Annotated in this window: 32 protein-coding genes; all 32 read right to left on the minus strand. The window is 41.3% G+C overall.

Annotated features, from left to right (window positions below):
• Window positions 1–3: 3 nt before the first annotated feature.
• Window positions 4–429 (minus strand): helix-turn-helix domain-containing protein, encoded by a 426-nt coding sequence (locus RDV63_RS00240; protein ID WP_313907537.1) that lies wholly within the window; start codon window positions 427–429, stop codon window positions 4–6.
• Window positions 430–650: 221 nt separating this feature from the next.
• On the minus strand, window positions 651–887 hold the full coding sequence (locus tag RDV63_RS00245; RefSeq protein ID WP_313907538.1) for a DUF1496 domain-containing protein: 237 nt from the start codon (window positions 885–887) through the stop codon (window positions 651–653).
• Between the two features lie 131 nt (window positions 888–1,018).
• Window positions 1,019–1,330 carry a hypothetical protein gene (locus RDV63_RS00250; RefSeq protein WP_313907539.1) on the minus strand — a complete coding sequence of 104 codons (312 nt, stop codon included), beginning with the start codon at window positions 1,328–1,330 and terminating at the stop codon, window positions 1,019–1,021.
• 91 nt (window positions 1,331–1,421) lie between these two features.
• Entirely contained in the window at window positions 1,422–1,736 is a 315-nt protein-coding gene (locus tag RDV63_RS00255; protein WP_313907540.1) for a hypothetical protein, read from the minus strand.
• Between the two features lie 127 nt (window positions 1,737–1,863).
• Window positions 1,864–2,061 (minus strand): hypothetical protein, encoded by a 198-nt coding sequence (locus tag RDV63_RS00260; protein WP_111570517.1) that lies wholly within the window; start codon window positions 2,059–2,061, stop codon window positions 1,864–1,866.
• A 120-nt stretch (window positions 2,062–2,181) separates the two neighbouring features.
• Window positions 2,182–2,928 carry a S1 family peptidase gene (locus tag RDV63_RS00265; protein WP_313907541.1) on the minus strand — a complete coding sequence of 249 codons (747 nt, stop codon included), beginning with the start codon at window positions 2,926–2,928 and terminating at the stop codon, window positions 2,182–2,184.
• Window positions 2,929–3,012: 84 nt separating this feature from the next.
• A complete protein-coding gene (locus tag RDV63_RS00270) occupies window positions 3,013–3,678 on the minus strand; it encodes a hypothetical protein (RefSeq protein ID WP_313907542.1) in 666 nt (221 codons plus the stop codon).
• 59 nt (window positions 3,679–3,737) lie between these two features.
• Window positions 3,738–4,262 carry a hypothetical protein gene (locus tag RDV63_RS00275; RefSeq protein ID WP_313907543.1) on the minus strand — a complete coding sequence of 175 codons (525 nt, stop codon included), beginning with the start codon at window positions 4,260–4,262 and terminating at the stop codon, window positions 3,738–3,740.
• A gap of 11 nt (window positions 4,263–4,273) precedes the next feature.
• Entirely contained in the window at window positions 4,274–5,299 is a 1,026-nt protein-coding gene (locus tag RDV63_RS00280; protein WP_313907544.1) for a hypothetical protein, read from the minus strand.
• Between the two features lie 68 nt (window positions 5,300–5,367).
• The gene (locus RDV63_RS00285) at window positions 5,368–5,958 is read right to left on the minus strand and encodes an AbiV family abortive infection protein (RefSeq protein ID WP_313907545.1); all 591 of its coding nucleotides are present in this window, start codon (window positions 5,956–5,958) and stop codon (window positions 5,368–5,370) included.
• 96 nt (window positions 5,959–6,054) lie between these two features.
• Window positions 6,055–6,576 carry a hypothetical protein gene (locus RDV63_RS00290; protein ID WP_313907546.1) on the minus strand — a complete coding sequence of 174 codons (522 nt, stop codon included), beginning with the start codon at window positions 6,574–6,576 and terminating at the stop codon, window positions 6,055–6,057.
• Between the two features lie 89 nt (window positions 6,577–6,665).
• Window positions 6,666–7,046 (minus strand): VOC family protein, encoded by a 381-nt coding sequence (locus tag RDV63_RS00295; protein ID WP_313907547.1) that lies wholly within the window; start codon window positions 7,044–7,046, stop codon window positions 6,666–6,668.
• A gap of 116 nt (window positions 7,047–7,162) precedes the next feature.
• Entirely contained in the window at window positions 7,163–8,068 is a 906-nt protein-coding gene (locus RDV63_RS00300) for a hypothetical protein (protein ID WP_313907548.1), read from the minus strand.
• 87 nt (window positions 8,069–8,155) lie between these two features.
• Window positions 8,156–8,518: a hypothetical protein gene (locus RDV63_RS00305; protein ID WP_313907549.1), complete on the minus strand. Its 363-nt coding sequence runs from the start codon at window positions 8,516–8,518 to the stop codon at window positions 8,156–8,158.
• Between the two features lie 128 nt (window positions 8,519–8,646).
• On the minus strand, window positions 8,647–9,090 hold the full coding sequence (locus RDV63_RS00310) for a VOC family protein (protein WP_313907550.1): 444 nt from the start codon (window positions 9,088–9,090) through the stop codon (window positions 8,647–8,649).
• Between the two features lie 431 nt (window positions 9,091–9,521).
• On the minus strand, window positions 9,522–9,950 hold the full coding sequence (locus RDV63_RS00315; protein ID WP_313907551.1) for a hypothetical protein: 429 nt from the start codon (window positions 9,948–9,950) through the stop codon (window positions 9,522–9,524).
• Window positions 9,951–10,042: 92 nt separating this feature from the next.
• Window positions 10,043–10,588 (minus strand): PIN domain-containing protein, encoded by a 546-nt coding sequence (locus RDV63_RS00320; protein WP_313907553.1) that lies wholly within the window; start codon window positions 10,586–10,588, stop codon window positions 10,043–10,045.
• Window positions 10,589–10,692: 104 nt separating this feature from the next.
• Window positions 10,693–11,238 carry a PIN domain-containing protein gene (locus RDV63_RS00325; RefSeq protein WP_313907553.1) on the minus strand — a complete coding sequence of 182 codons (546 nt, stop codon included), beginning with the start codon at window positions 11,236–11,238 and terminating at the stop codon, window positions 10,693–10,695.
• Window positions 11,239–11,731: 493 nt separating this feature from the next.
• Window positions 11,732–11,962: a hypothetical protein gene (locus RDV63_RS00330; RefSeq protein WP_229588566.1), complete on the minus strand. Its 231-nt coding sequence runs from the start codon at window positions 11,960–11,962 to the stop codon at window positions 11,732–11,734.
• Window positions 11,963–12,385: 423 nt separating this feature from the next.
• Window positions 12,386–12,709: a DUF4917 family protein gene (locus RDV63_RS00335; RefSeq protein ID WP_313907554.1), complete on the minus strand. Its 324-nt coding sequence runs from the start codon at window positions 12,707–12,709 to the stop codon at window positions 12,386–12,388.
• A 41-nt stretch (window positions 12,710–12,750) separates the two neighbouring features.
• A protein-coding gene (locus RDV63_RS00340; RefSeq protein ID WP_409934812.1) for an IS3 family transposase occupies window positions 12,751–13,826 on the minus strand; the annotation gives its coding sequence in 2 pieces (ribosomal slippage) (window positions 12,751–13,569 and window positions 13,572–13,826; 1,074 coding nt in all).
• A 66-nt stretch (window positions 13,827–13,892) separates the two neighbouring features.
• Window positions 13,893–14,573: a DUF4917 family protein gene (locus RDV63_RS00345; protein WP_313907555.1), complete on the minus strand. Its 681-nt coding sequence runs from the start codon at window positions 14,571–14,573 to the stop codon at window positions 13,893–13,895.
• 107 nt (window positions 14,574–14,680) lie between these two features.
• Complete coding sequence (locus tag RDV63_RS00350; protein WP_313907556.1) at window positions 14,681–15,043, minus strand: hypothetical protein; 363 nt, start codon at window positions 15,041–15,043, stop codon at window positions 14,681–14,683.
• Window positions 15,044–15,181: 138 nt separating this feature from the next.
• Window positions 15,182–15,571, minus strand: coding sequence for a hypothetical protein (locus tag RDV63_RS00355; RefSeq protein ID WP_313907557.1), 390 nt, complete (start codon window positions 15,569–15,571; stop codon window positions 15,182–15,184).
• Window positions 15,572–15,705: 134 nt separating this feature from the next.
• Window positions 15,706–16,056 (minus strand): hypothetical protein, encoded by a 351-nt coding sequence (locus tag RDV63_RS00360; protein ID WP_313907558.1) that lies wholly within the window; start codon window positions 16,054–16,056, stop codon window positions 15,706–15,708.
• A 114-nt stretch (window positions 16,057–16,170) separates the two neighbouring features.
• Entirely contained in the window at window positions 16,171–16,473 is a 303-nt protein-coding gene (locus RDV63_RS00365) for a hypothetical protein (RefSeq protein WP_313907559.1), read from the minus strand.
• A gap of 117 nt (window positions 16,474–16,590) precedes the next feature.
• Window positions 16,591–16,815, minus strand: a complete 225-nt coding sequence (locus tag RDV63_RS00370; protein WP_313907560.1) for a hypothetical protein — start codon at window positions 16,813–16,815, stop codon at window positions 16,591–16,593.
• A gap of 8 nt (window positions 16,816–16,823) precedes the next feature.
• Window positions 16,824–16,997: a hypothetical protein gene (locus RDV63_RS00375; RefSeq protein WP_313907561.1), complete on the minus strand. Its 174-nt coding sequence runs from the start codon at window positions 16,995–16,997 to the stop codon at window positions 16,824–16,826.
• 114 nt (window positions 16,998–17,111) lie between these two features.
• The gene (locus RDV63_RS00380) at window positions 17,112–17,966 is read right to left on the minus strand and encodes an alpha/beta hydrolase (protein ID WP_313907562.1); all 855 of its coding nucleotides are present in this window, start codon (window positions 17,964–17,966) and stop codon (window positions 17,112–17,114) included.
• Between the two features lie 124 nt (window positions 17,967–18,090).
• Window positions 18,091–18,405: a hypothetical protein gene (locus tag RDV63_RS00385; protein WP_313907563.1), complete on the minus strand. Its 315-nt coding sequence runs from the start codon at window positions 18,403–18,405 to the stop codon at window positions 18,091–18,093.
• A gap of 122 nt (window positions 18,406–18,527) precedes the next feature.
• Window positions 18,528–18,776: a hypothetical protein gene (locus tag RDV63_RS00390; RefSeq protein WP_126394882.1), complete on the minus strand. Its 249-nt coding sequence runs from the start codon at window positions 18,774–18,776 to the stop codon at window positions 18,528–18,530.
• Window positions 18,777–18,903: 127 nt separating this feature from the next.
• The gene (locus RDV63_RS00395; protein ID WP_313907564.1) at window positions 18,904–20,418 is read right to left on the minus strand and encodes a serine hydrolase domain-containing protein; all 1,515 of its coding nucleotides are present in this window, start codon (window positions 20,416–20,418) and stop codon (window positions 18,904–18,906) included.
• Between the last annotated feature and the right edge of the window lie 16 nt (window positions 20,419–20,434).

The raw sequence follows: 20,434 nt of genomic DNA on the forward strand, positions 1-20,434 counted from the left end.
AACTTACTCTGTTACCTCACGTTGCAACAAAGCAAGTAAATTACCTGTTTTACCTGACCAAACACCTTGGGTTAATTCAGGGCTTAGAATTTGAATTAACAGCCAGCCGTCTTGGCCTTCTTTATTTAAGATTGCCTCAAAATCTGGTAATTCCTGCTTTTTTAGACCAGACAGGAAGCCATCTTTGCTTTGAATTTCAAGCGTTTTATATTCAAACTTTTTCATTTTTAGTATTTCCTGTGGTTCTAGATCAGAAATAGGTATATCAAACGCAGCAGCTAAAGCCTTTTTAGTTTGCAACGATGCTGAGGCCTCTTTCTCAATACGTTGTATGGTTCTCAGGTTTACACCGGCAGCTAAAGCCAATTCTTCTTGTGACCATGACTGCCTGTTCCGAAGCTCAAGAACCAATCCTGCATTTATTTTCATACGTATCCATAATCTATTTGTTGGTGAGGCAACTTCATGCTCTACCAAAAGTCAGGAAACTTTTACGACTAAACAGCGATAAAAGGGTGACAACTATACGACACTTCTACGACAGTGCTGCTTTTTTGTTCTAACGCGTTGCTAATGGGTTGCCGCAGCGTAGCGTAGGCAGTCCAGTGGAGACCACGCTGTTTGTGGCAGGAACGAAATTTAGCAATTTGTTATAACTGATTACGTTGATATTCACTCCAGACTAAATCTGAACTCTCAGCTTTGCGCGCACACTGAACTTTACGACCAGCTTGCTCCATGATAGATCCGGCAGAGTACTCTACATCTGCATAATAGCAATACTTAGAATAATCTACTGCCTTTACGTCGGTAGTATCGTTAGTTGTTTCTGCATTAACAGTTATAGTAACCAGTAATGACGCAAGCCCAAGAAGTAATCCTTTCATTTTATTGTATCCTTAGTTCGTTTAATGATTAAGCTGATGTTGACTGTAGTTATAACGCCCCGCGCATGCGCGCGAACTTGTGAGCGTCGCAGGGGCCGTAGGCCCCGAATGACGCGGCTTGTTAAATTGCATTACTTCGCAACCTTTTTGTACAGATTGTCGAAATGCTCATTTGCTTCTTTGGAATTTAAAATTTGACGCTCTTCGGCTTTTTGAGTGTTGTATTCCAATAACTTTTGAATAAAAACATCAAAAAAGCCAAGCGGCAAAACTAGGGAAATTACGACAGAAATAACTATTAACTCCCCCAACCAGTCAGGAAAAAAGAAATACGATAGTACAACCAATAAAGCCAAGACGATTTTAAGAAATTTTACCCAACCACAGAGCTTCAAAGCTGATTGAATATCACTTTCAAGCTGCACATATTTCAAATCAGGCACTTGTCACTCCGTTGCAATTTAACGCCCGCCACAAACGCGAGCAACTTGTTGCGAGTCGAGCGCCCAACGGGCGCGTTTTTGATGGCGCTTGTTATATGCCGGGCTCAATTTTTAAGTACCTATTTTTGCCCAAAGAAATGTAATAAAGCGGCAGAAATATAGATTTAAAAAAGTTAGAACCAAAGGCGTTTTTCACTACAATTTTTCCAGTACGAATATCACTAACATTAAACTCAGGACTTGAACACCAATCGATAGAAGCCTTCAGCGTTTTACTACCTTCAGGCAGCGTTATTTTTTGTGTTGTTCCGCGTTTTATAACAGCTACTTCTTTACCATCTACCAGCAAACGATAGTCACGAGCCATGTCTGCAAATTGCTTTGGTCTAGTTACTTCGATTTCCATTTCAACCTCGTAGGCATATAACGCAAAGCACAGGGGCGGAAGAACGCGTCAGCGGTTTTGCGTCCCAGCGGCCGCAGGCCGCGACTGATGCGCCTTGTTATGAGTTTTTGTTGCCAATCTAAAATCATTATTTTTCCTTGCACTGATAATTCTTGAGCAAAATATAACCGACAAACAACACTGTAAGTAGAACAAAGCTTGAGATCATTAAGGCAAAATCACGTTTTTCTACGTTTATAAATGTAAGGGCAACTAATGGAAGGCAGTAAATCAAGATTTCGGTGATTGCCACTCTAAACCAAGATTTTTGCTTTGAGTTACTCATGAACACTCCTCTATTCATAACGCCCTGTTAACAGGCAATAAAATAGTTGGTTAAAATAAGCGACGAAGGAGCAAAAACCAACTGTTTTTTGTCCTTGTTTAACAGCTTGTTAGAGGAATACTACTCCATAGATTTTTCTATCCATTTTTTGAAATATGAAATGCGAGAGTAGTTTTCAATTACCCCATATTTAGCTTCTTGCCATTCTGTTGGTTCTGCATTTTGCCATGAACTAACGCCCACAATATAAAGTCGATTATTCATCTTAAGTAGTGCTGGTCCACCAGAGTCCCCTGGACCACTAATACCCTCTAATGCCAAAGAGTCTTGTTCACTATCAAACTTAAACCGAACCCACTGCCCAGAAGTTTCCGTGACAACATTTTGTGCAGCCCTTAAACGATCATCAGCACCGACAACTCCTACTTCACCAGTACCAAAGTCCCCGCGACCGATAAACGTCAAAGTTTTATGAAGTTCATCCTCTTTGTCATATAAAGCGACAGTTTCACTATTAGGGATAGTCGATTGTAACTGGACAAGAGCGATATCATTTGGAAATTGCTTATCTTTCCAGTCTGGATGTTTAACAACTTTCTTTATTTTGTAGTAAGAATCTTTGAATCTGACTTTTCCATCAATTAACAAATAATTGGCAACATGAGCAGCGGTAATTACCCAATCTTCGGCAATTAGAGTCCCTGTTCCTTCGACAATTTCTTTATCTTTATAATTTCCGTAAAAGGTAACTATCGATTTATTATCCTTGGCAAATTCTAAATATTTAGACTCATCTACATCATGTCTCATTATTATTGCACTTGATGGAAATGATAAAACAAATAGGATTAAGAAACTCCATTTCATGAATGATTCCTCTAACGCCGCGCTCTGCGGCAAATTTGGAGCGCAGCGGAAAATTTGTCCGCCAGCAGCGCCTTGTTATGCGAGCTAATAGTTACAGCTATAGTTCTCTGGCATTTTAATAGCGTAGTCATATTCATTGGGTTTCTCGAAGTCTAGACGAGCTATCGTTTGAGATATTAAAAATTCGAAAACGGCTCTATCCGTGCAACCTTCTTCATATGAGGAGGCAAAGCTGAACATTATTTTCTGCTCGTTCTGTACGTTGAACCAATTTGCAGAGAAGTAATACCCAGTTAAGTAACCTGTTTTAGTAGAATAACCCGTGACCCCAAAGGTCTTTTGTTTATTCTCAGTACAATTAACCGAGTTTCCCCATCCTGTACAATTCACAGTGGAATTACCGCTATCAACTAAACCGTAGTTCGCACCTGAGTATTGGTAGGAATCAGATTTCTTTGAAACATTAATAATAACTGCTATATCAACAGGTGCATTCAGGTTTGGTATTTCTGTATAGGAGTGCACATTGATAAACCCCCTTTGCTTCAAGGCCTCAACGACTTGAGTTACATAATATTTTGATTCCAAGCTATTACCCTGCTCGGAAACCAATACAGCCACTCTTTTATCTCTTGTGAATGAGAAATCAGGATCGACCTGAGAAGAGTAACTGGCGTCCATTACTTTATTGGTTGCACATCCACTCATAATTATAAGGGTGAGTAAAAGAAGGGCATTCCTAATCAGCATGAAATTCTCCATTGTTCGCATAACGCCGCATTCAGCGGCTTGTCCGCTGCAATGCTTTGTTAGTGCTTCTTTCTTCTAGGCTTCATTCTCTCAAGCATCTCTTCCCGAGATCTTATATCGTCAAGATCATCCTTTATTGTGTCGCCGGGAACGAGAGTTAATATTACTGACCAGAACTGAAGAAGGGTCAGAAATGCAATAGTCCCAAAACTTACGGCACGAAAAATTTCTTTGTATTGATGCAAATAGTCGATTTGCTTTGCCAAAGGCACAGCAAATGAAACACCAATAACCACCATTAGAATAATAGTGGAGTAAATCATAGGACGAAACAGCCTATTAATTTGCTCTATGTCATCAGCTTTCTCTTTATAGGGCTTTTTCCCAAAAGCCTGAGATAGCTTCCCAGGATAGAGCAAGGCAATCCATGCTCCCATTACTGCAAAAATAATAGCCGAAGTGTTTCTCAAGCCATCATAAATTGGCATTTGCTCATTAAAAGTAACTTTTCCGCCAAAAATCACAGAAAATATTATGAGCCCTACGGCTAAGGCAATAAATAACATTCTTATAGAATTGTTCATTTAGGCCTCATTTAGTTTAGTAGACCTAGAATTAACTCTCTTTTTTCAGTAAGTTGATCCAAGAGACTTCTAGCATCTACGATCTCTTCATCAATTCTCTTAACATCTAGTTCAAACTTATCTCTAGCTAAGGAATTACTCAGCCACCTAGGGACTTGTTCGCCTTTAAGCGTAAAACCAATATCGTCCCACTTGGAATCATGATTTTTTTCCCATTCTGCAATCATTTCCTTTAGCTCAGGTTCTGATGGCGTAAAAGAAAATTCATATGAGAAATTTACTTCTGAGTTCAGATTTCTTTGTTTCTTAAGGCCTAAATTCAACAAAGCTTTTTGCCAAAATTCCTGACACTCAGCAATCTTTGGCGACAGCCTGTTATGCCTAGTTATCTTCCTAATCTGGTTCTTTTGTTCAAGAATATAATCGATTTGACCAGGCTTCCTAACTATTGATGTCTTGAATTGAGAATGAAGATTAATCGGTTCATCACCATCTTTCTCAGAGTAACCAACAACATTGAAATCAGCTTCATCGCTATCACCGAGGACTACATAGTCAGAAAATTTTGAGATGAACTCTTTGAAGTATTTGTCTAGATTTTTCTTTCCATTCAATCTGTGCTGGAATCGTATCGTCGCAAAAACATTTTTTGATGGTATAAACCAAAAATAAGTCGCATACCCAGGGATGCTATCTTTGGGGAGCTTTGTAAATTCGACTTTGGCACTACCGACCTTTGACTTTGCTAGAACCGCCGCGACCTTTCCTTCGTAGGAAGGTGTTTCATTCCAAGTCGTTAGCAAAAAATCACCTGTCATGCCATTAGCTATTAAGTCATAGCAGAAAGTTCGATCAACATCCTCACTTTCTTCTATCGCGTAGGTACAGGTTTCGTCTAAAGGTTTGTCATTTTTCTTAACCCAATATTTAAGCTGACTAAGAAAACCTGCCACATTCCCAAGCTTTGAAACGTCTGCTCCATATTCGTATAGACCGCACTTCTCAATCTTGTAAAAAGTGACTTTTGCTTCTTCCATCTTTCAGCCTTTTATTAGAGTTAATTCGAATTCACATACAGCACTAACGCTGAACGAAGCGGCGCGTCTTACGCGTCCGTCTTCCGTGACTTGTTATATTCTTTTGAAACCCGCCTCATTCTCGCGCCTGCCTCAGACGTAGCAATTTTCCCCACAGAAGCTCGCTCGACAGTCTGTATATATTGCAGTCGCTCATTCGTGATTTTTATTAGCTCCATTGCGTCTTCCTGAGTAACGACCTCACTAGGTTCTCTGAAGACGTTATTAACTAAGCCAGCATACTGGCTGTTATTTTTCATGTCGTTGAGGTGGGGAGTGGTCTTTAAAGCAGCCTCATGTTCCCGCACATCTGAGTCATCAGCTCTGATTTCGCTTTGGAAATAGTCGTGAATATGCATTGCGTTGATCTTATCTTGGTGCCTGGTGAGGCGCCGATGCAACTTTTTCCAGTCAACTTGCTCCCCATTTACAAGATCTAGGCCCACTCCTACCAACATTGGTATTTTTGCTAGTTCCTCACAACACAAATGCGCCAAACAGTAAGCACGAGGAATAAAACCATGTTGATACAACAACTGGGATTCTGCGAACAGGCTCTCAGCGTTGCGTAAAAGCTTTTCTCGAGCTGACTCAATTTCTTGGATCGACAGAGGTTTCATTTTTCTCTCGAATATAACGCCCGCAGCACGGGCGGCTTTGTAATGGAGGCGCAGCCGCAATGAAGAAGCCGTCGCTGTGCCTGCGATTGTTAGATTTCAGGCTGCACACAAGATTGGCCAGCCGAATTTCGTGCGCCATACCTGCTCGCCCAGCTTGAGGATGAGCGAATCTGAAACTTCATCGGCTATCGGAAAATTACGCAATTCCAAATAGTGGAATCTCCAGGTGAATCTGTGGAGTTTCGGATATCGTGCCAAAGCCAGTCCCGCTGTCCCCGGGTCAGCAAACGTGTGCTCGCGAGCACGAGCCCTGAGCGATGAAGCTAAGCCAGAGTATACATGATCCAGATTCCAGTAGACGGGCCTCTCCGCTTCGTACCTTGCTGCTCTTTTTGAGATGTCATAGTTCTTTACAGGAACTTCGGCACCGTCTCTAGCGCGCATGTATGTTTCTTGCCAGAGCGGACATTCGAGGAACACTTCCATTGGCGCATCAGTTGACAGAAAGTACCACCCTGGCACTGTCGGGATCTCAGCTTCCACCATCCACTGAGAGTTGGTGAAGTCGACCATTACTTGTTTATAAGGTCCGTCTAGGTAATCCAGCAATCGTTTCATATGAAATCTAACGCCCAAATTTAGCGCGGAAGCCGCGCAGCGGGTTGACGTCGCAGCCAGCGATTTTTGCTGGCAATAATATTTGTTTGTTATACACGCTTTTCTACTTTCCATGGCGGATTTAAACGATTCTCGCCAGCCCAATAGAGTTTAACTTTATTACCCGAAGGGTCGTGAAGAATAGCCTCTTTCCACAAGTACCTTTGTTCTGTCGGTGGTTGCTCAAAGCTAATGCCTTTATCAATGAGAGTTTGACAAAGTTCATCAAGATTTTCATGCTCGAAGTAAATTACTGAATGATTTTCGAAATAGTCGCTCTCTAAAGATAAAGAAAACGTCGAATTACCATCTGGACATGAAAACCGCGCATAATGTGGTGTGTCTACTATTTGAGTAAAGCCAAGATTGAGATAAAACTGAACAGCTTCATTCATATCTTTTACCGGCAAAGTAACCTGATTAAGTTCCATTTAACCCCCGAGTGTATAACGCTAAGCTAACAGGCAAAATTAAATAAGCTAAAATCGAGCGAAGCGACGAGCTTATTTGATTTTGTCCTAGTTTAGCGTTTTGTTAGCCATTTTACTCACAGTAGTGCTTTATTTGATAAAAATGTTCTATATATCTCTAAGGCCTTATTACTTGTTAAAGTGTCTAAATGACCAACATCTTCAATAACGTGAAAATAACCAGATTTACCAGCGTCAATTGAGTCAAACAGCTTCTTATTAATTTCTGGAGGTGTCTCCCAATCATTTTCACCTGTTAACATTAACAATCTGCCTTTATGAGTTAACAGCGTTTTCTGATTATCAATTACTGCGATTTCCTTTGATGGCTCGACATTAAACAGCGGCTTTATCAAATACCCAATTAACTTTGGTATACCATGGCTATAATAGGCTTGGGCTACAAATGAGTAATCTACCCAATCTTTGACTGTTGTTATGCTACCTTCAAGAACCAATTTTTCCACCTCATAATTTGAGGCAACATCAATTGCTAGTATACTACCGATAGACAATCCATGTAGCACCAACGGTCCTTTAACTTTAAGCCTTACAGACTCATAAATATGTGCCGCATCACTTTTTAACACATCAAAATTTGCTACCCCCGAAGTGAAACCGAAGCCGCGATAATCAAACCAAATAATATTAGCCTTTAACTGAGTAAGATAAGGAATGACATTATTATTTTGCTTTAGAATTGGGTAATTATTAGGACCAAAGTAAAGGACTGTATATTCTGCATTTTCTTTTTTTACATGAATACCTTTTGAAATATTACCGTCTTTTTGTAGAACTTGAATTTCTTCAATACCCAAAGCCGGATACAAAGAAGCTAAATTCTCAACTTCCTTAGAATAGTTATATTCTGATTCTGGCTGTTGATTACGTAGCATATCTTGGCCGCTAGGACTTAGAGTCACACATCCAGGTAAACCTATAATTAAAAACAAACAACAAAATAGCTTTAAATTACATTTCACAACTCAGTCCTTTCAAAATAGCTAACGCCTCGTTAAAGCGCGCGTATTTTTGCGTCGCCTTTCAGCGACTTGTTATGAGTGATGATTTTAAAAACCTTGCCAGTCAACATAGGCAACAATTGCATTTTCATTTCTTTGATAATCACTCGCCAATTTATTCCACTTACGTATTTCATTAATATTGTAACGATCATTTGCAATGGCAATTGCATAGTTTTGGCAAAACTCTGAGCTTTCAGGCTTATTTTCCTCCAGAAGTTCAAATGCTGTTGGATATTGTTGAGTATCAAGCAGTAGAGCAATGTAGTTATTGATTAACAAATGCTCCCGATTACCACTTTCATAGGCTTGTTTTACAACTGTAATCGCCTCTACCAATAAACGCTTAGAGTTGGACGAGTCTTTCCAAGCTTCACGATAGAGCTTATAAGATTCTGATATTGGGTTCATGGGTACTTATTACTCATAACGCAAAGCTTTGGGGCGGCTGGAGCGCAGCGTAAGCCGTCCCAGCCATGATAGTGGCGACAACAGCGTATTGTTATGTGCCTTAACCATTGTCGTAATTTAATATGCCTTTACTTGCTGAATTGACGGAGTTGGATATGGTTACCATCACGATCAGCGATGTTTGACACTTTAAATATTGGATTACTCCACTCACCCTCGAATGATTGGCCACCTAATTTAACAGCTTCTTCTCTCGACATGGCCATATCTTCTACCGTAAGGAAAAGTTTAATAGGACTGAACGCTTTGGTCGGCATATCGAATGGTGGAACATGAATGATTAAATTGAAACCATTCGTTTCCAAACTAATAAAATCATTGGTCTTACGAACAACTCGCATCCCGAAAAGTTTTTCATAAAACTCTGATAAGTTGCTCAAATCGCCAGAGTAGATAAGAACACCATTTTGCGCTGGCCCTAACATGTGCTTTTCCTTGCCGTGTGCTGTGGATTGAAATAATGCAGATAAAACAAATAATACAAAAGCAAAATAACTAAACTTGTTGCGCATAGATGCCTCCAAGCACATAACGCCCAAAGCAAGCGCGCGGTACGCGTCGCCATGCCTTTGTTTGTTAGCAGCCTACGCCAAAACTTTCGCGGCTTGCCGCACTAGCAAACCTAAATAATGGCAGACTGCTTTTAATTAAAACTAAGCCAGTTAACTGCGAAACAACGCGCCAACTGGAACTTGTAAAACTGTTTAAGCGAAGCCTCAAAGAACAACGCCATTGTGCCAACAAAGATTGCACCAAACCAACAAACTGGCGCACGTTAACTTTTGGCGCTGCCGCTAAGAAAACCAAACGTGAGCAATGCCAAAATAAAACTACAAACTAAAACCGTTAACACCCGAAAACCTGCTAACGCTCGCAGCACAGGCCGAAACCCGCGCAGCGGTTGAGGTCCAGGCCACGTAATGGCCGTTTGTGACTGCGCTTGTTAGGCATAACTGACTTGAACATGGCCGAGATGCTCCCTTACTTTGAATATATCCTTACCCGCTACAAACACTCGGTATCTTGGATCATTAACGCTTTTGTAAGCCGGAATATCGTTTCTTATCGATTCAACACCTATCGCGGCGAGCTTTGCGTCTAAATTGATTGCATCAGCTTCGTTTTTAAAAAAACCGACAATATGCCAATGTTGCTGTTTAATTACATGATTTAAGAAAAACTCACAAGCATCCTCCTCACTGTCGGAGGTGAAAATTGGATCAGAATCACGCCCTCTCTCAGAGTAGAAAACGGCCCACTTGCTGCCTATCTTATCCAAGCAAAAGGCATCATCACTTCGACTCATTACTGCAAAATTACTTACATTGCATCCTTCGGATACTAATTTTGCCTGTAACTCTGATGCTTTCATTATGATTGCCTAACGCCCAAATTTAGCGCGGAAAGCCGCGCAGCGGGTTGACGTCGCAGCCAGCGCTTTTTGCTGGCGATAAAATTTGTTTGTTAGCGCCGGTACTCAACGCTATCACCAGAAACCGAAATAACATTATCACTAACAAGCTGATTCAAATAGCCTTGTATTGCAAGTTCATTGCCTTTTATTCGCATGTGAGAGGCAATATGGTTACGTAGTGATGCGACTTTTTTAGGCCTTTTATCCTTGGGTTTTGATGTCAAACTTTGGAGCAGCTTGGCACTGATATTTTCCATCGTAGCAAGCTTGATATGCTTGCAGGTACGGCTATTAGCTTTTATGTGAGCAATTAGTGGAGTAAACCCGTTGTCATTTGAGATTATGTCGAAAGTTACGTCTTTACCGGCAGCGCTATCATACCGCCCAAGATAATAAGACAAATGAAAATCCAAGTTATTTGACTGCGTTGCCTTAAGCTGAACAATGACTATTTCCAGTGGTATATCGTATTTTTTCTCACCGAAATCAATTTTGGGTTGTTTAGCACCAAGAAATACAATGATTTTCTGATAAGCCGAAAGGTCAATTTTTTCTAAATTACCGATGTTTTCGTAATCAATAAATGCCCACTTCACTGTGATCTCTCCTTTTTAGCGCTAACGCCCAAATTTAGCGCGGAAAGCCGCGCAGCGGGTTGACGTCGCAGCCAGCGCTTTTTGCTGGCGATAAAATTTGTTTGTTAGCGCCGGTACTCAACGCTATCACCAGAAACCGAAATAACATTATCACTAACAAGCTGATTCAAATAGCCTTGTATTGCAAGTTCATTGCCTTTTATTCGCATGTGAGAGGCAATATGGTTACGTAGTGATGCGACTTTTTTAGGCCTTTTATCCTTGGGTTTTGATGTCAAACTTTGGAGCAGCTTGGCACTGATATTTTCCATCGTAGCAAGCTTGATATGCTTGCAGGTACGGCTATTAGCTTTTATGTGAGCAATTAGTGGAGTAAACCCGTTGTCATTTGAGATTATGTCGAAAGTTACGTCTTTACCGGCAGCGCTATCATACCGCCCAAGATAATAAGACAAATGAAAATCCAAGTTATTTGACTGCGTTGCCTTAAGCTGAACAATGACTATTTCCAGTGGTATATCGTATTTTTTCTCACCGAAATCAATTTTGGGTTGTTTAGCACCAAGAAATACAATGATTTTCTGATAAGCCGAAAGGTCAATTTTTTCTAAATTACCGATGTTTTCGTAATCAATAAATGCCCACTTCACTGTGATCTCTCCTTTTTAGCGCTAACGCCCGCCACAAACGCGAGCAACGTGTTGCGAGTCGAGCGCCCAAAGGGCGCGTTTTTGATGGCGCTTGTTAGGGTGCATTTATAAACCAAGAAAAAGGGTAAAGCACGGTAACCCAAATAGCACAACAAAATACGGCACCAACGATAGCAGTAATTTTAAACATAATGCCGTTATAAAGGTTTATTTTGTAACGCCTTAACACTAAACAAAAACCTGAAAAAGAAAATACAAAGGTGACTACCAAATAGCATAAAAATGAAACTTGAAGAACGCCATTGAGCTCAGCCCACCAACCTACGAACCCGATAACTAGCAGCACGAATATTGAAATCAGAGAGTAACGAAATGCAAATTTCAAATTGTCATCCTGACCTTCTACTGATAACCCTAACGCTTAGCACACGGGCGACGAGCCGCGCAGCGGATTGGCGTCCCAGCGGCCGCAGGCCGCGAGTGATGCGCCTTGTTATGTGTTTGATAAAGCATTGAATTTTTTGATGACGTAGAAAACCATAGCAACATTTACAGTACCCATAATTGCCAGAAGCTTAACTAAAATGCCAATTTCTGGCGCTTGAGCATATACAAAACCTATTGCAAAAAATGACATGGCAACGAAGCAAAATGCCAAAACAACCAGCATTTTGAAATCCGATTTAGCATTCCGTGACTGAACCACATTTAGTACGTTTGACATTAAACTAATACCTCTGAAAACACATAACGCTGCCAGCAAGCGCGACGCTGTTTGGCGTCGCTTGACTGGCCTTGTTAGCAGCCCAAACCGGACTTGCGCGGCTTGCCGCACTGGCAAACCCGAACAACGGCAGGCTGCTTGTATTAAAAACTAAACCGGCCAACTGCGATACGGCGAGCCAACCGGAACCTGTGAAACTGTTAAGCGAAGCCAAGAAGAACAACGCTACCGGCACAACCGTTTGCAGCAACCCCACAAACTGGCGAACTTAAACCATTTGGCGCTGCCGCTAAGAAAACCACACGCCAGCAAGGCCGGAATAAAACTACTGACTGAAACTGTTAAAGCCCGAACACCTGCTAACGCCTTGGGTAAGCTGCCGGTGCGAAGCGCAGCGTAGTACCGGTCAGCTTCACCCACTTGTTACGCATTATTCCAGCAGCCTGCACTCGCACTGTCGTAGAAGAAAACTCTACAGTCTTCGCCACAGACCTGTTTGACCAGTTCATTAACCCAGTTGCAGTATCCTTGATCGCTATCGCGAACTGAAAAGGCCACTTTGCGAGGTTTTGACCGGGCAATCTGTTCTAGGATGTGCTGGTCTTGCTCGCCGGCTCCCCATCCATAAAAAACAACAGAATTTGAAAAAGATGTAAGAATTTCTCTGTAAACGGTATTTAGGTAGAAGCTAGTTTTAATGGATTTCTTTTTTTGATCCATTGTGCCTTCACTTACGAAGAGTGGCACTGTAAATATCCCATTTATAACACAGTCATCTCGTAGAGAATTTACGCCGCATTTCGGTACTCAAATGGTGTCATGTCATTGAGTGAGTCGTGCGGTCGTTCGTTGTTATATAGCTCAATCCAATCTTCGGTTATTTGCTTCACTTCGTTCAGGTTGTTGAATATGTAGCAGTCGAGTACATCGTCGCGATACGTTCGGTTAAACCGTTCAATGTATGCGTTCTGGTATGGGCAACCAGGCTTGATGTAGTCAATCATAATGTCGTGTGCTTTTGCCCAATTTACAAACACTTCTGAAGTGAACTCGCTGCCATTATCAACCCGTATTTTCTCAGGGTAACCGTGCCATTCAGCAAGTTGGTCAAGATAGCGTATGACGCGCAATGACGGCATGCTGGTCGCAATATCGATACCTAAAACTTCGCGATTGAAGTCATCAATAACGTTAAATGTTCGGAACCTGACTTTGTTGTGCAAACTGTCGCTCATAAAGTCCATTGACCAAGACTTCCCAAGTGCATTTGGTGCAGCTAACGGCTCTGGATTGCGGTTGGGTAATCGTTTTTTACCTTTGCGACGCAGGTTCAGTTTTAGCTCAGTATAAACGCGATAAACACGCTTGTGGTTCCAGCGGTGGCCTAGCTTACGAAGGCATTTGAAGCATTTTGGGAACCCCCAACGATGATGTCTTTCAATTAACGCATTCAAGGCATCAATGATTTCATCATCATCGTTCAATTTCGGCTCGTAATAGTATGCAGTACGGCTGATGCCGACTACATCACAGCACTTTACAACGCTTGCGTCATACTGCACCTGTAACTCGCGTGCCCAGACTTTCCTTTCTGCCACAGGTGCTAAAGCTTTTTTATAATATCTTCTTGCATCTGCGATTTAAGGCTCAAATCAGCATACATCTGTTTGAGTCGCCGGTTTTCTTCTTCAAGCTCTTTTAAGCGGCGCACATCGGACGCTTCCATACCGCCATATTTTTCGCGCCACTTATAAAATGTTGAATTGCCGATGCCATACTTACGGCAGAGGTCTTTGATCGGCATGCCGACTTCAGCTTCTTTCAAAATCGCCACAATTTGGCTTTCAGTCATGCGTTTGCTCATCGTAAAACTCCTTTGCTTTAGCTTAAAAGAAATTCTACGAGTAATCTGTATTATTTTACGGGGTAGTTACAGCACATAGCTGCCAGCAGCCCATTTGTCCAGTATGCTCTCCAGCAAGCCATTCCCAGAAGATGCGATTTTCCTCTCATTCTCTAGCTTATCCCTAGCGAGAATTAGGTTTCCATGGGGATAGAAAACCAATGAGCTATCTCTATCATCCCCATATGGCTCTCTAAACCTACTCCAGTCATCATCAAAGCTCCTGCCAGGGAAGCAGTCTTTAAATCGGTGTCCATTTCTTAGTTTGTTGCCGTGCATCATCGCCCAATAAACAATGAGATCATAATTCAGCGAAACTATGGTTTTGAAACACCTCATAAAACTGGCAATAGCCGGGAGATGATCTTCAACTTCTCCGTACTCGGGATGAATATCCCTCACTGCATCAATCAAACAATCTCGAACGTGACGGTAGGCTTGTTCCGTTTTTTCATCCTCTATACCAAGTGCTGCGTTGACGTTGGTCGATTGCCAAACGATTCTCAGAACCAACTCAAAATCGTTGGTGCGGAAAAAATCAAAGAGACTTTGCACGTCCTCGCTGAAAAGACCATTTTCGATTGCATGCTCTTTCAAAGACCGATATCTGAATCGCTCATCGACCGCAATGCTTGCACCATTTCCCAGCAAAAGGTTATCGCCGAATTGATCAGAGATTTCTGACCAAGGGAGGATCTCAAACGACAAACCATGATCTCCTTGTATTTATGCGTAACGCCCAAATTTAGCGCGGAAAGCCGCGCAGCGGGTTGATGTCGCAGCCAGCGTTTTTTGCTGGCGATAAAATTTGTTTGTTATATTTTTTTGGCCGTTACTTCGACCTTATAAATATTTTTACCCTCTGTGCCAATCTCGATAACTGCTTGCTTTTCAAGCGCTACACGCAATACAGGCTCTGCAAACTTACTAAATGAACCACCCTCAAATTTGTGTAACGATGACGTCAAAGTAACGACCTCATCATTGAGAGTTGGCGTAACATCAAACATCAGTACATCTTTTGCGGTAATTGATTGTAATTGTCCACTTTTACCCTGCATTACGTCTGCTGCAACAAGTTCGTTATTCAGGTAAACACTGACATTTAACTCTAAAGGCTCATTAGCAAAAGCAGAAAATGCAGCGACAAAGGATAAAACAGAGAGTACTTTTTTCATTAAATTATTTCCTTATAAAACAATTGGGTTGGGTTACGTAAAAATATAACGCCCGCAACACACGCGAGCAACTTGTTGCGAGTCGAGGGCTGAAAGCCCGTTGTGATTGCGTTTGTTAGCTACCAACTTCAAGCCCATTTAAGCACTCTTGTGGTTACTATTTGCTGGCGATTTTAGTGATTGAATCCAAGAAACTATAACAAAGCCCATCATAATCTCAGTACTGCCAATAATACTTATATGAGTCTCAACAAACGCTAGTGTGATAAAACCTAACACCATGCCAACCGCAAGGCTTATTAGCCAGGCGAAAAAAGGGAAGAACTTAATTTTACGAATTCTACTTAGAAAATAGTTGGAAAAACCAGCACCTAATAAAATTCCAAGCGTTACAGAGACAAAGCAAGTCAAAAAATAATTAAAACTCAGTTCTTTGCTGTCACTGATCAAGCCTGTTGAAATAAAAAAACTTAATGGCATAACTAATATCATTATCAAAATATCAGATTTTAAGCTTATGGATTTCATACAGATAATGATTCCCTAAAAGTTCGAAGAAATTAATTAAATTAATAAGCTAACGCCCGCCACAAACGCGAGCAACTTGTTGCGAGTCGAGCGCCCAACGGGCGCGCTTTTGATGGCGATTGTTATATGCAAATTTACCTAACAAGATTTAGAACCTCGTCGCCCTGATAAACAACATTTAACTGATTACAGTCTTTCGAAGTTATTTGAACATCAACAAATGAATCGTCTTCTGCACTATACATCTGCGCATCCCATAACGAAGCATGTGATGCTGGCTTTACAGCTTTCAAAACAACTAATCCAACGGCTTTCATATGGTTGTCATGGGAATAGACTGTGGCTTCAGCTTTGTTTAAGTCGATTAATAGTTTTGCAGGCTTATCTGAATGATTCCAAATACCCGAAATATCGCAGTCACCTTTGGCCTGAGCGGAAAAAATTGAGGCCACCAGAATAAAACTAGAAACTAAGAACCTGAGCATGAACATCCTTTGCATATAACGCTTTGCTAATGGGCTGCCGCAGCGCAGCGTAGGCAGTCCAGTGGAGGCCACGCTGTTTGTGGCCGGAACGAAATTAAGCAACTTGTTATACGTTTAATTTGCTAACCGTTGTTCTTTTAGGTTTAAACGTTTGTGAGAGCTATACACATGCTGATTTTCATTGTTATTGATTAAAAATGCATCCATTTCTACCGAAATGAGCCCCGATAAAGGAAAAACTTCTAAAATACCAAACTCTCCCAAGTTTGCTGAAAGCAGCGCAATTTTGCCATTAGCAAAGAAAGTTGAATCTTGATCACGGCATTCACCGTCAATATATAATTTTGCACCGCGTATCCACGAATTAACAATTTTGACTTTGTGATCTTTAACGGTAAATTCGAATTCTTTTCTCATTTTAAAACTCCGTCTACGAAAAACGTATAACGCCCAAATTTAGCGCGGAAAACCGCGCAGCGGGTTGACGTCGCAGCCAGCGCTTTTTGCTGGCGATAAAATTTGCTTGTTAGGCTGCTACTTAATGACTACGAACTTAGAAAGTTTTACGCCTTTACTAATCTCTGTGGCATATGATTCTTTAATTCCAGCTGCTTGGGCAATTTTTTTCATTGAAACACCCGAGCTCTTTATTTCTTCGGCATATTTGATGCCGAACAAATGAATCATTGCGACAGCTTCACCATCATTGGAACTTAGATACATTTCCTTAAGTTCTTTGCCTAAGTGAATTAAGTCCATTTTAAACCTCAGCTATCTTTAGTTTGATTGTTCCAGTCTCTACCCCAGCCGGACTTTCCACATTGAGTACAAGTATAGTCACCAGTGGCAGCACCTAAATGGTACTCTTTGCTAAGGTTTGGGTGATCGCAAGGCTTATCCCCCCAATTTTCCCTTAACTTTTTTGCTTCTTCCAGTTGCATGAGTTAATCCTTACTTTTTTATTGCGAGAGCCTAACGCCCAAATTTAGCGCGGAAAGCCGCGCAGCGGGTTGACGTCGCAGCCAGCGCTGTTTGCTGGCGATAATATTTTTTTGTTAGCTGCCTTTGCTTTGTTTTGGAATGGCTTTTTGAAGGCCATCCGTTAGTAACACTGCAAAGGCGCTTTGATGAGTCAATCCTGACAATACTTTGGATTGGATGCTTAAGCCTTGATAATCGCGTGATTTTAACTGATTCTCGAATGCCTGCATTTCCTCTACCATACTACCTTCTTCACTACCGATGTACATGAATACACTTGCTTTCATGGCCTTATTATTTTTTGCAAAGTCACTTTCCAGCCGAAATATCACTTTGTTGTCATACCAGAACGATGGACTACCTAAGATGTAGTAGTCAAATAGTTCGGAATTAGTGATCAAGATGTTGGCGCCAAGCAAACCGCCATATGAATGACCAACAAATATTTTTTTATCCTGTCTGATTCGATATGTTTGACTAATCAGAGGTAAAACCTCGTCTGATATGAAACTAATGTACTGACTGGCTTTACCTGAATACTTTTGAACTTCGAGCGAATGTCCCCTTTTTTCATTTGGGGCATATGTTGGTGTGTAGTCTCTTGTGCGACTAAGCAAAGGATTATGTCCTTTGGAATATGAAATCCCGACAATAATGACATCCTCAATATCCCGGCCTGCCATCAGATGCACAATGCCACTCGCCACTGCAACTGAATAACCTGTGTCATTTAATAATACCAACGGGTATTTTTTGTTATTTTCTGAGTAATCGTTAGGCAGGCGGATATACAGTTCGTATTCCAATCCGCTTACTTCAGATTTTATTTGCAGGGTATGCGTATTTCGAATTTTAAATTCAGTACTCTCTTTAGCGCATAGCGACACTGAGAAAAAAACAACTAGAGCAAAAGCCAACTTAAAAAACATTATTTTCCTTAAATGTGTAAAGGTTAACCACAGCTAACGCTTTGCTAATTGGCTGCCGCAGCGCAGCGTAGGCAGTCCAGTGGAGGCCACGCTTTTTGTGGCCGGAACGAAATTAAGCAATTTGTTATACGTTTTTGCATTTACTTTCTTCATGGCTGCCACTTGTTTTTAGCTGAACGTCTTTGACTGAAGGGTTGGCATTTGAAAGTGCGATATAAACCTCAGCAACCATAACTGGCCCTGCACAGTAGTTAACGTCTAAGGTAACCAGTGAAAACTTTATTTGTTTCAACTTGCTTTCTAATTCTGTTGAGTTCAGCTCTTCATCCGAGTTGTCGATTGAATAGCTGCTTTCCTTTACGAAAATTGTGATCGACTCATCGGCAAGTACTTTGCCACTAATTGCCAAAAGAAATACTAAAACCAGAATGTAACGCATAAATCCCTCCAAAACGTATAACGCCGTTTTAAGCGGCAAATTGCAGTTGGCTAAAATAAGTGAGGTACGAACAAAAAGCCAACTGTAATTTGTCCGTCTTGAAAACCCTTGTTATGTTTACACTACTTCCATGGAATCCATGATTTTGGCGCATGGCCTGTTACCGCAACTTTTAAAAACAATAAGAAGCAATACGGAGCTGATAATATACCGAATACAGACCTAAAACCTAGGTTGTTGAGTGTAATTTCACCACTCTCAAATAACGCAAACAGAAAACCACTAAACGCAATAAGTGCGCAAATGATAAATAATATTGCTAAAGAGCGAATAAATAAATTAACTTTTTCACCGTTCCATGGTGCTTCCATAAAACCTCCTTGTAAACATAACGCTTTGCTAAGCGGAAAATAATGGTTGGCTATAATCGCGAAGCGATGGCCAACTGTTATTTTTCCGTTTTAGCAACTTGTTAGGCTGTTCTGGCCATGAGTTAATCTATTTCTTGATTGACTGTCGCAGCCCCGTTTGCCCAAATAATTTAATTTTCATGTCTGGCCCTACACCATCAAAGTATGCATGCACACCCGTTTCATGAACAAACTCACGGTATTTACTTTCAATCGGTATCATAACAAGGGGTAGGCGGTTGCCTGCGGGGAAGTCAAACTTGAGTATATTATGTTCGTAAGCGACTGAAACCTCCCAGCCTTGTTCAGGAAAAACGTAAGTACCTGCAAGTGATTTCAATTCTTCTGAAGAATAGGCTTTTCGTTTAACTTTCTCTCCTTGAAACACTGGCCAGTTATAGGCGCGGGACACAGAACTCAAGAATGCTTCACCAAGATTCGAGGCATTATCAGAATTGCTCAGAAACACAGCTCCGTCACCTGTTTGCAAATTCAAAGTCATCCCTGCCCTGTAGCCAACGGTACCACCATAATGTGTTAAAAACACTTGGTCACCGTTGGCAATTTGTCTAAATCCATAAACATGATTTTGGATAGGATTATCCAGTAACTCACGAATATTAGATTGTGTGAATATATTACTTTCGCCATTATAACCCTTGTGCATTTCAATAAGAAACATGGCCAAATCGGTTGCCGTTGCCCATAGTCCTGCCGCCGCTTGTTCAGGGTAGTTATTCCATCCCCCAGGAACAATGGTGCCATCCATTTGGTGTCCACTAGCAGTATAAGGGTGGCGATCATCGGGTAATGGCATAGTGAACTCTGCTTGTTTCATACCCAGTGGGGTAATCAACCATTCATTCATGATCGTTTCAAATGGTTTGCGTAGTTTATCCTGTAGAGCAATTTCTGCGACGGTGTAACCACCACCTGAATAAGCCAGGGCTAATCCCGGCGAGTTGGACACTTCAACTTTAGGCGAATTGGTAGGGGCTTCCCCTAAGACGATCTGTTGGTCGCTTGGAATCGGTTCTTTCTTTGTATATCCAGCATAACCTCCCCTCGTGACGCCTGACGTATGGGAAAATAAGTTACTCAATGTTACTGGGTTTTCGCTGGTTTGACGTCCAACCGGAAGTTGGTAGGATGAAAGGTAAGTGTTAACGTCACTGTCAAAATCTATATGTCCTGCTGTTTTAATACGCATTGCAGCGAGTACAGTTAATGGTTTCGCAAGAGAACCCGCTTGGAATAGACTACTGCAATCAGCTTGATCACCGCTTCTTTTTAGGTTTCCCCAAGTTGCGCTCCAATCTAACTTGCCTTTATGAATGACTGCGACTGAAAATGCAGGCGTCTTTGAAAGAGCCATCTCCATTTCAATATTGGTAGGCTTTATGTCTCCATCAAACACAACCTGAGGTAGTATGCCGTTTTCAACTTTATTCTTACGCTCATATGCATCACTTGCCATATAGCAATTCCAGTAATTGAGTTTAGCATGCTGGCGGTTTTCCATCTCTAATACTTCAGATGCATTAGCAGTGGTTGAACTAATTATGCTAGTTAACAACGTTATAAGTTGAATTCTTTTATTCATGTCTAGCTTCCGAGCA

This window comes from Rheinheimera sp. MMS21-TC3 (assembly GCF_032229285.1).
Lineage (GTDB): Bacteria > Pseudomonadota > Gammaproteobacteria > Enterobacterales > Alteromonadaceae > Alishewanella.

What these genes read in the sequence shown, in the direction of transcription:
- RDV63_RS00270 (WP_313907542.1), bottom strand. Translation starts at nt 3,678, where the DNA reads ATGCTGATTAGGAATGCCCTTCTTTTACTCACCCTTATAATTATGAGT.
- RDV63_RS00290 (WP_313907546.1), bottom strand. Translation starts at nt 6,576, where the DNA reads ATGAAACGATTGCTGGATTACCTAGACGGACCTTATAAACAAGTAATG.
- RDV63_RS00380 (WP_313907562.1), bottom strand. Translation starts at nt 17,966, where the DNA reads ATGTTTTTTAAGTTGGCTTTTGCTCTAGTTGTTTTTTTCTCAGTGTCG.
- RDV63_RS00315 (WP_313907551.1), bottom strand. Translation starts at nt 9,950, where the DNA reads ATGAAAGCATCAGAGTTACAGGCAAAATTAGTATCCGAAGGATGCAAT.
- RDV63_RS00385 (WP_313907563.1), bottom strand. Translation starts at nt 18,405, where the DNA reads ATGCGTTACATTCTGGTTTTAGTATTTCTTTTGGCAATTAGTGGCAAA.
- RDV63_RS00350 (WP_313907556.1), bottom strand. Translation starts at nt 15,043, where the DNA reads ATGAAAAAAGTACTCTCTGTTTTATCCTTTGTCGCTGCATTTTCTGCT.
- RDV63_RS00245 (WP_313907538.1), bottom strand. Translation starts at nt 887, where the DNA reads ATGAAAGGATTACTTCTTGGGCTTGCGTCATTACTGGTTACTATAACT.
- RDV63_RS00395 (WP_313907564.1), bottom strand. Translation starts at nt 20,418, where the DNA reads ATGAATAAAAGAATTCAACTTATAACGTTGTTAACTAGCATAATTAGT.
- RDV63_RS00390 (WP_126394882.1), bottom strand. Translation starts at nt 18,776, where the DNA reads ATGGAAGCACCATGGAACGGTGAAAAAGTTAATTTATTTATTCGCTCT.
- RDV63_RS00295 (WP_313907547.1), bottom strand. Translation starts at nt 7,046, where the DNA reads ATGGAACTTAATCAGGTTACTTTGCCGGTAAAAGATATGAATGAAGCT.
- RDV63_RS00305 (WP_313907549.1), bottom strand. Translation starts at nt 8,518, where the DNA reads ATGAACCCAATATCAGAATCTTATAAGCTCTATCGTGAAGCTTGGAAA.
- RDV63_RS00310 (WP_313907550.1), bottom strand. Translation starts at nt 9,090, where the DNA reads ATGCGCAACAAGTTTAGTTATTTTGCTTTTGTATTATTTGTTTTATCT.
- RDV63_RS00375 (WP_313907561.1), bottom strand. Translation starts at nt 16,997, where the DNA reads ATGCAACTGGAAGAAGCAAAAAAGTTAAGGGAAAATTGGGGGGATAAG.
- RDV63_RS00355 (WP_313907557.1), bottom strand. Translation starts at nt 15,571, where the DNA reads ATGAAATCCATAAGCTTAAAATCTGATATTTTGATAATGATATTAGTT.
- RDV63_RS00365 (WP_313907559.1), bottom strand. Translation starts at nt 16,473, where the DNA reads ATGAGAAAAGAATTCGAATTTACCGTTAAAGATCACAAAGTCAAAATT.
- RDV63_RS00260 (WP_111570517.1), bottom strand. Translation starts at nt 2,061, where the DNA reads ATGAGTAACTCAAAGCAAAAATCTTGGTTTAGAGTGGCAATCACCGAA.
- RDV63_RS00240 (WP_313907537.1), bottom strand. Translation starts at nt 429, where the DNA reads ATGAAAATAAATGCAGGATTGGTTCTTGAGCTTCGGAACAGGCAGTCA.
- RDV63_RS00275 (WP_313907543.1), bottom strand. Translation starts at nt 4,262, where the DNA reads ATGAACAATTCTATAAGAATGTTATTTATTGCCTTAGCCGTAGGGCTC.
- RDV63_RS00360 (WP_313907558.1), bottom strand. Translation starts at nt 16,056, where the DNA reads ATGCTCAGGTTCTTAGTTTCTAGTTTTATTCTGGTGGCCTCAATTTTT.
- RDV63_RS00265 (WP_313907541.1), bottom strand. Translation starts at nt 2,928, where the DNA reads ATGAAATGGAGTTTCTTAATCCTATTTGTTTTATCATTTCCATCAAGT.
- RDV63_RS00255 (WP_313907540.1), bottom strand. Translation starts at nt 1,736, where the DNA reads ATGGAAATCGAAGTAACTAGACCAAAGCAATTTGCAGACATGGCTCGT.
- RDV63_RS00285 (WP_313907545.1), bottom strand. Translation starts at nt 5,958, where the DNA reads ATGAAACCTCTGTCGATCCAAGAAATTGAGTCAGCTCGAGAAAAGCTT.
- RDV63_RS00330 (WP_229588566.1), bottom strand. Translation starts at nt 11,962, where the DNA reads ATGTCAAACGTACTAAATGTGGTTCAGTCACGGAATGCTAAATCGGAT.
- RDV63_RS00280 (WP_313907544.1), bottom strand. Translation starts at nt 5,299, where the DNA reads ATGGAAGAAGCAAAAGTCACTTTTTACAAGATTGAGAAGTGCGGTCTA.
- RDV63_RS00370 (WP_313907560.1), bottom strand. Translation starts at nt 16,815, where the DNA reads ATGGACTTAATTCACTTAGGCAAAGAACTTAAGGAAATGTATCTAAGT.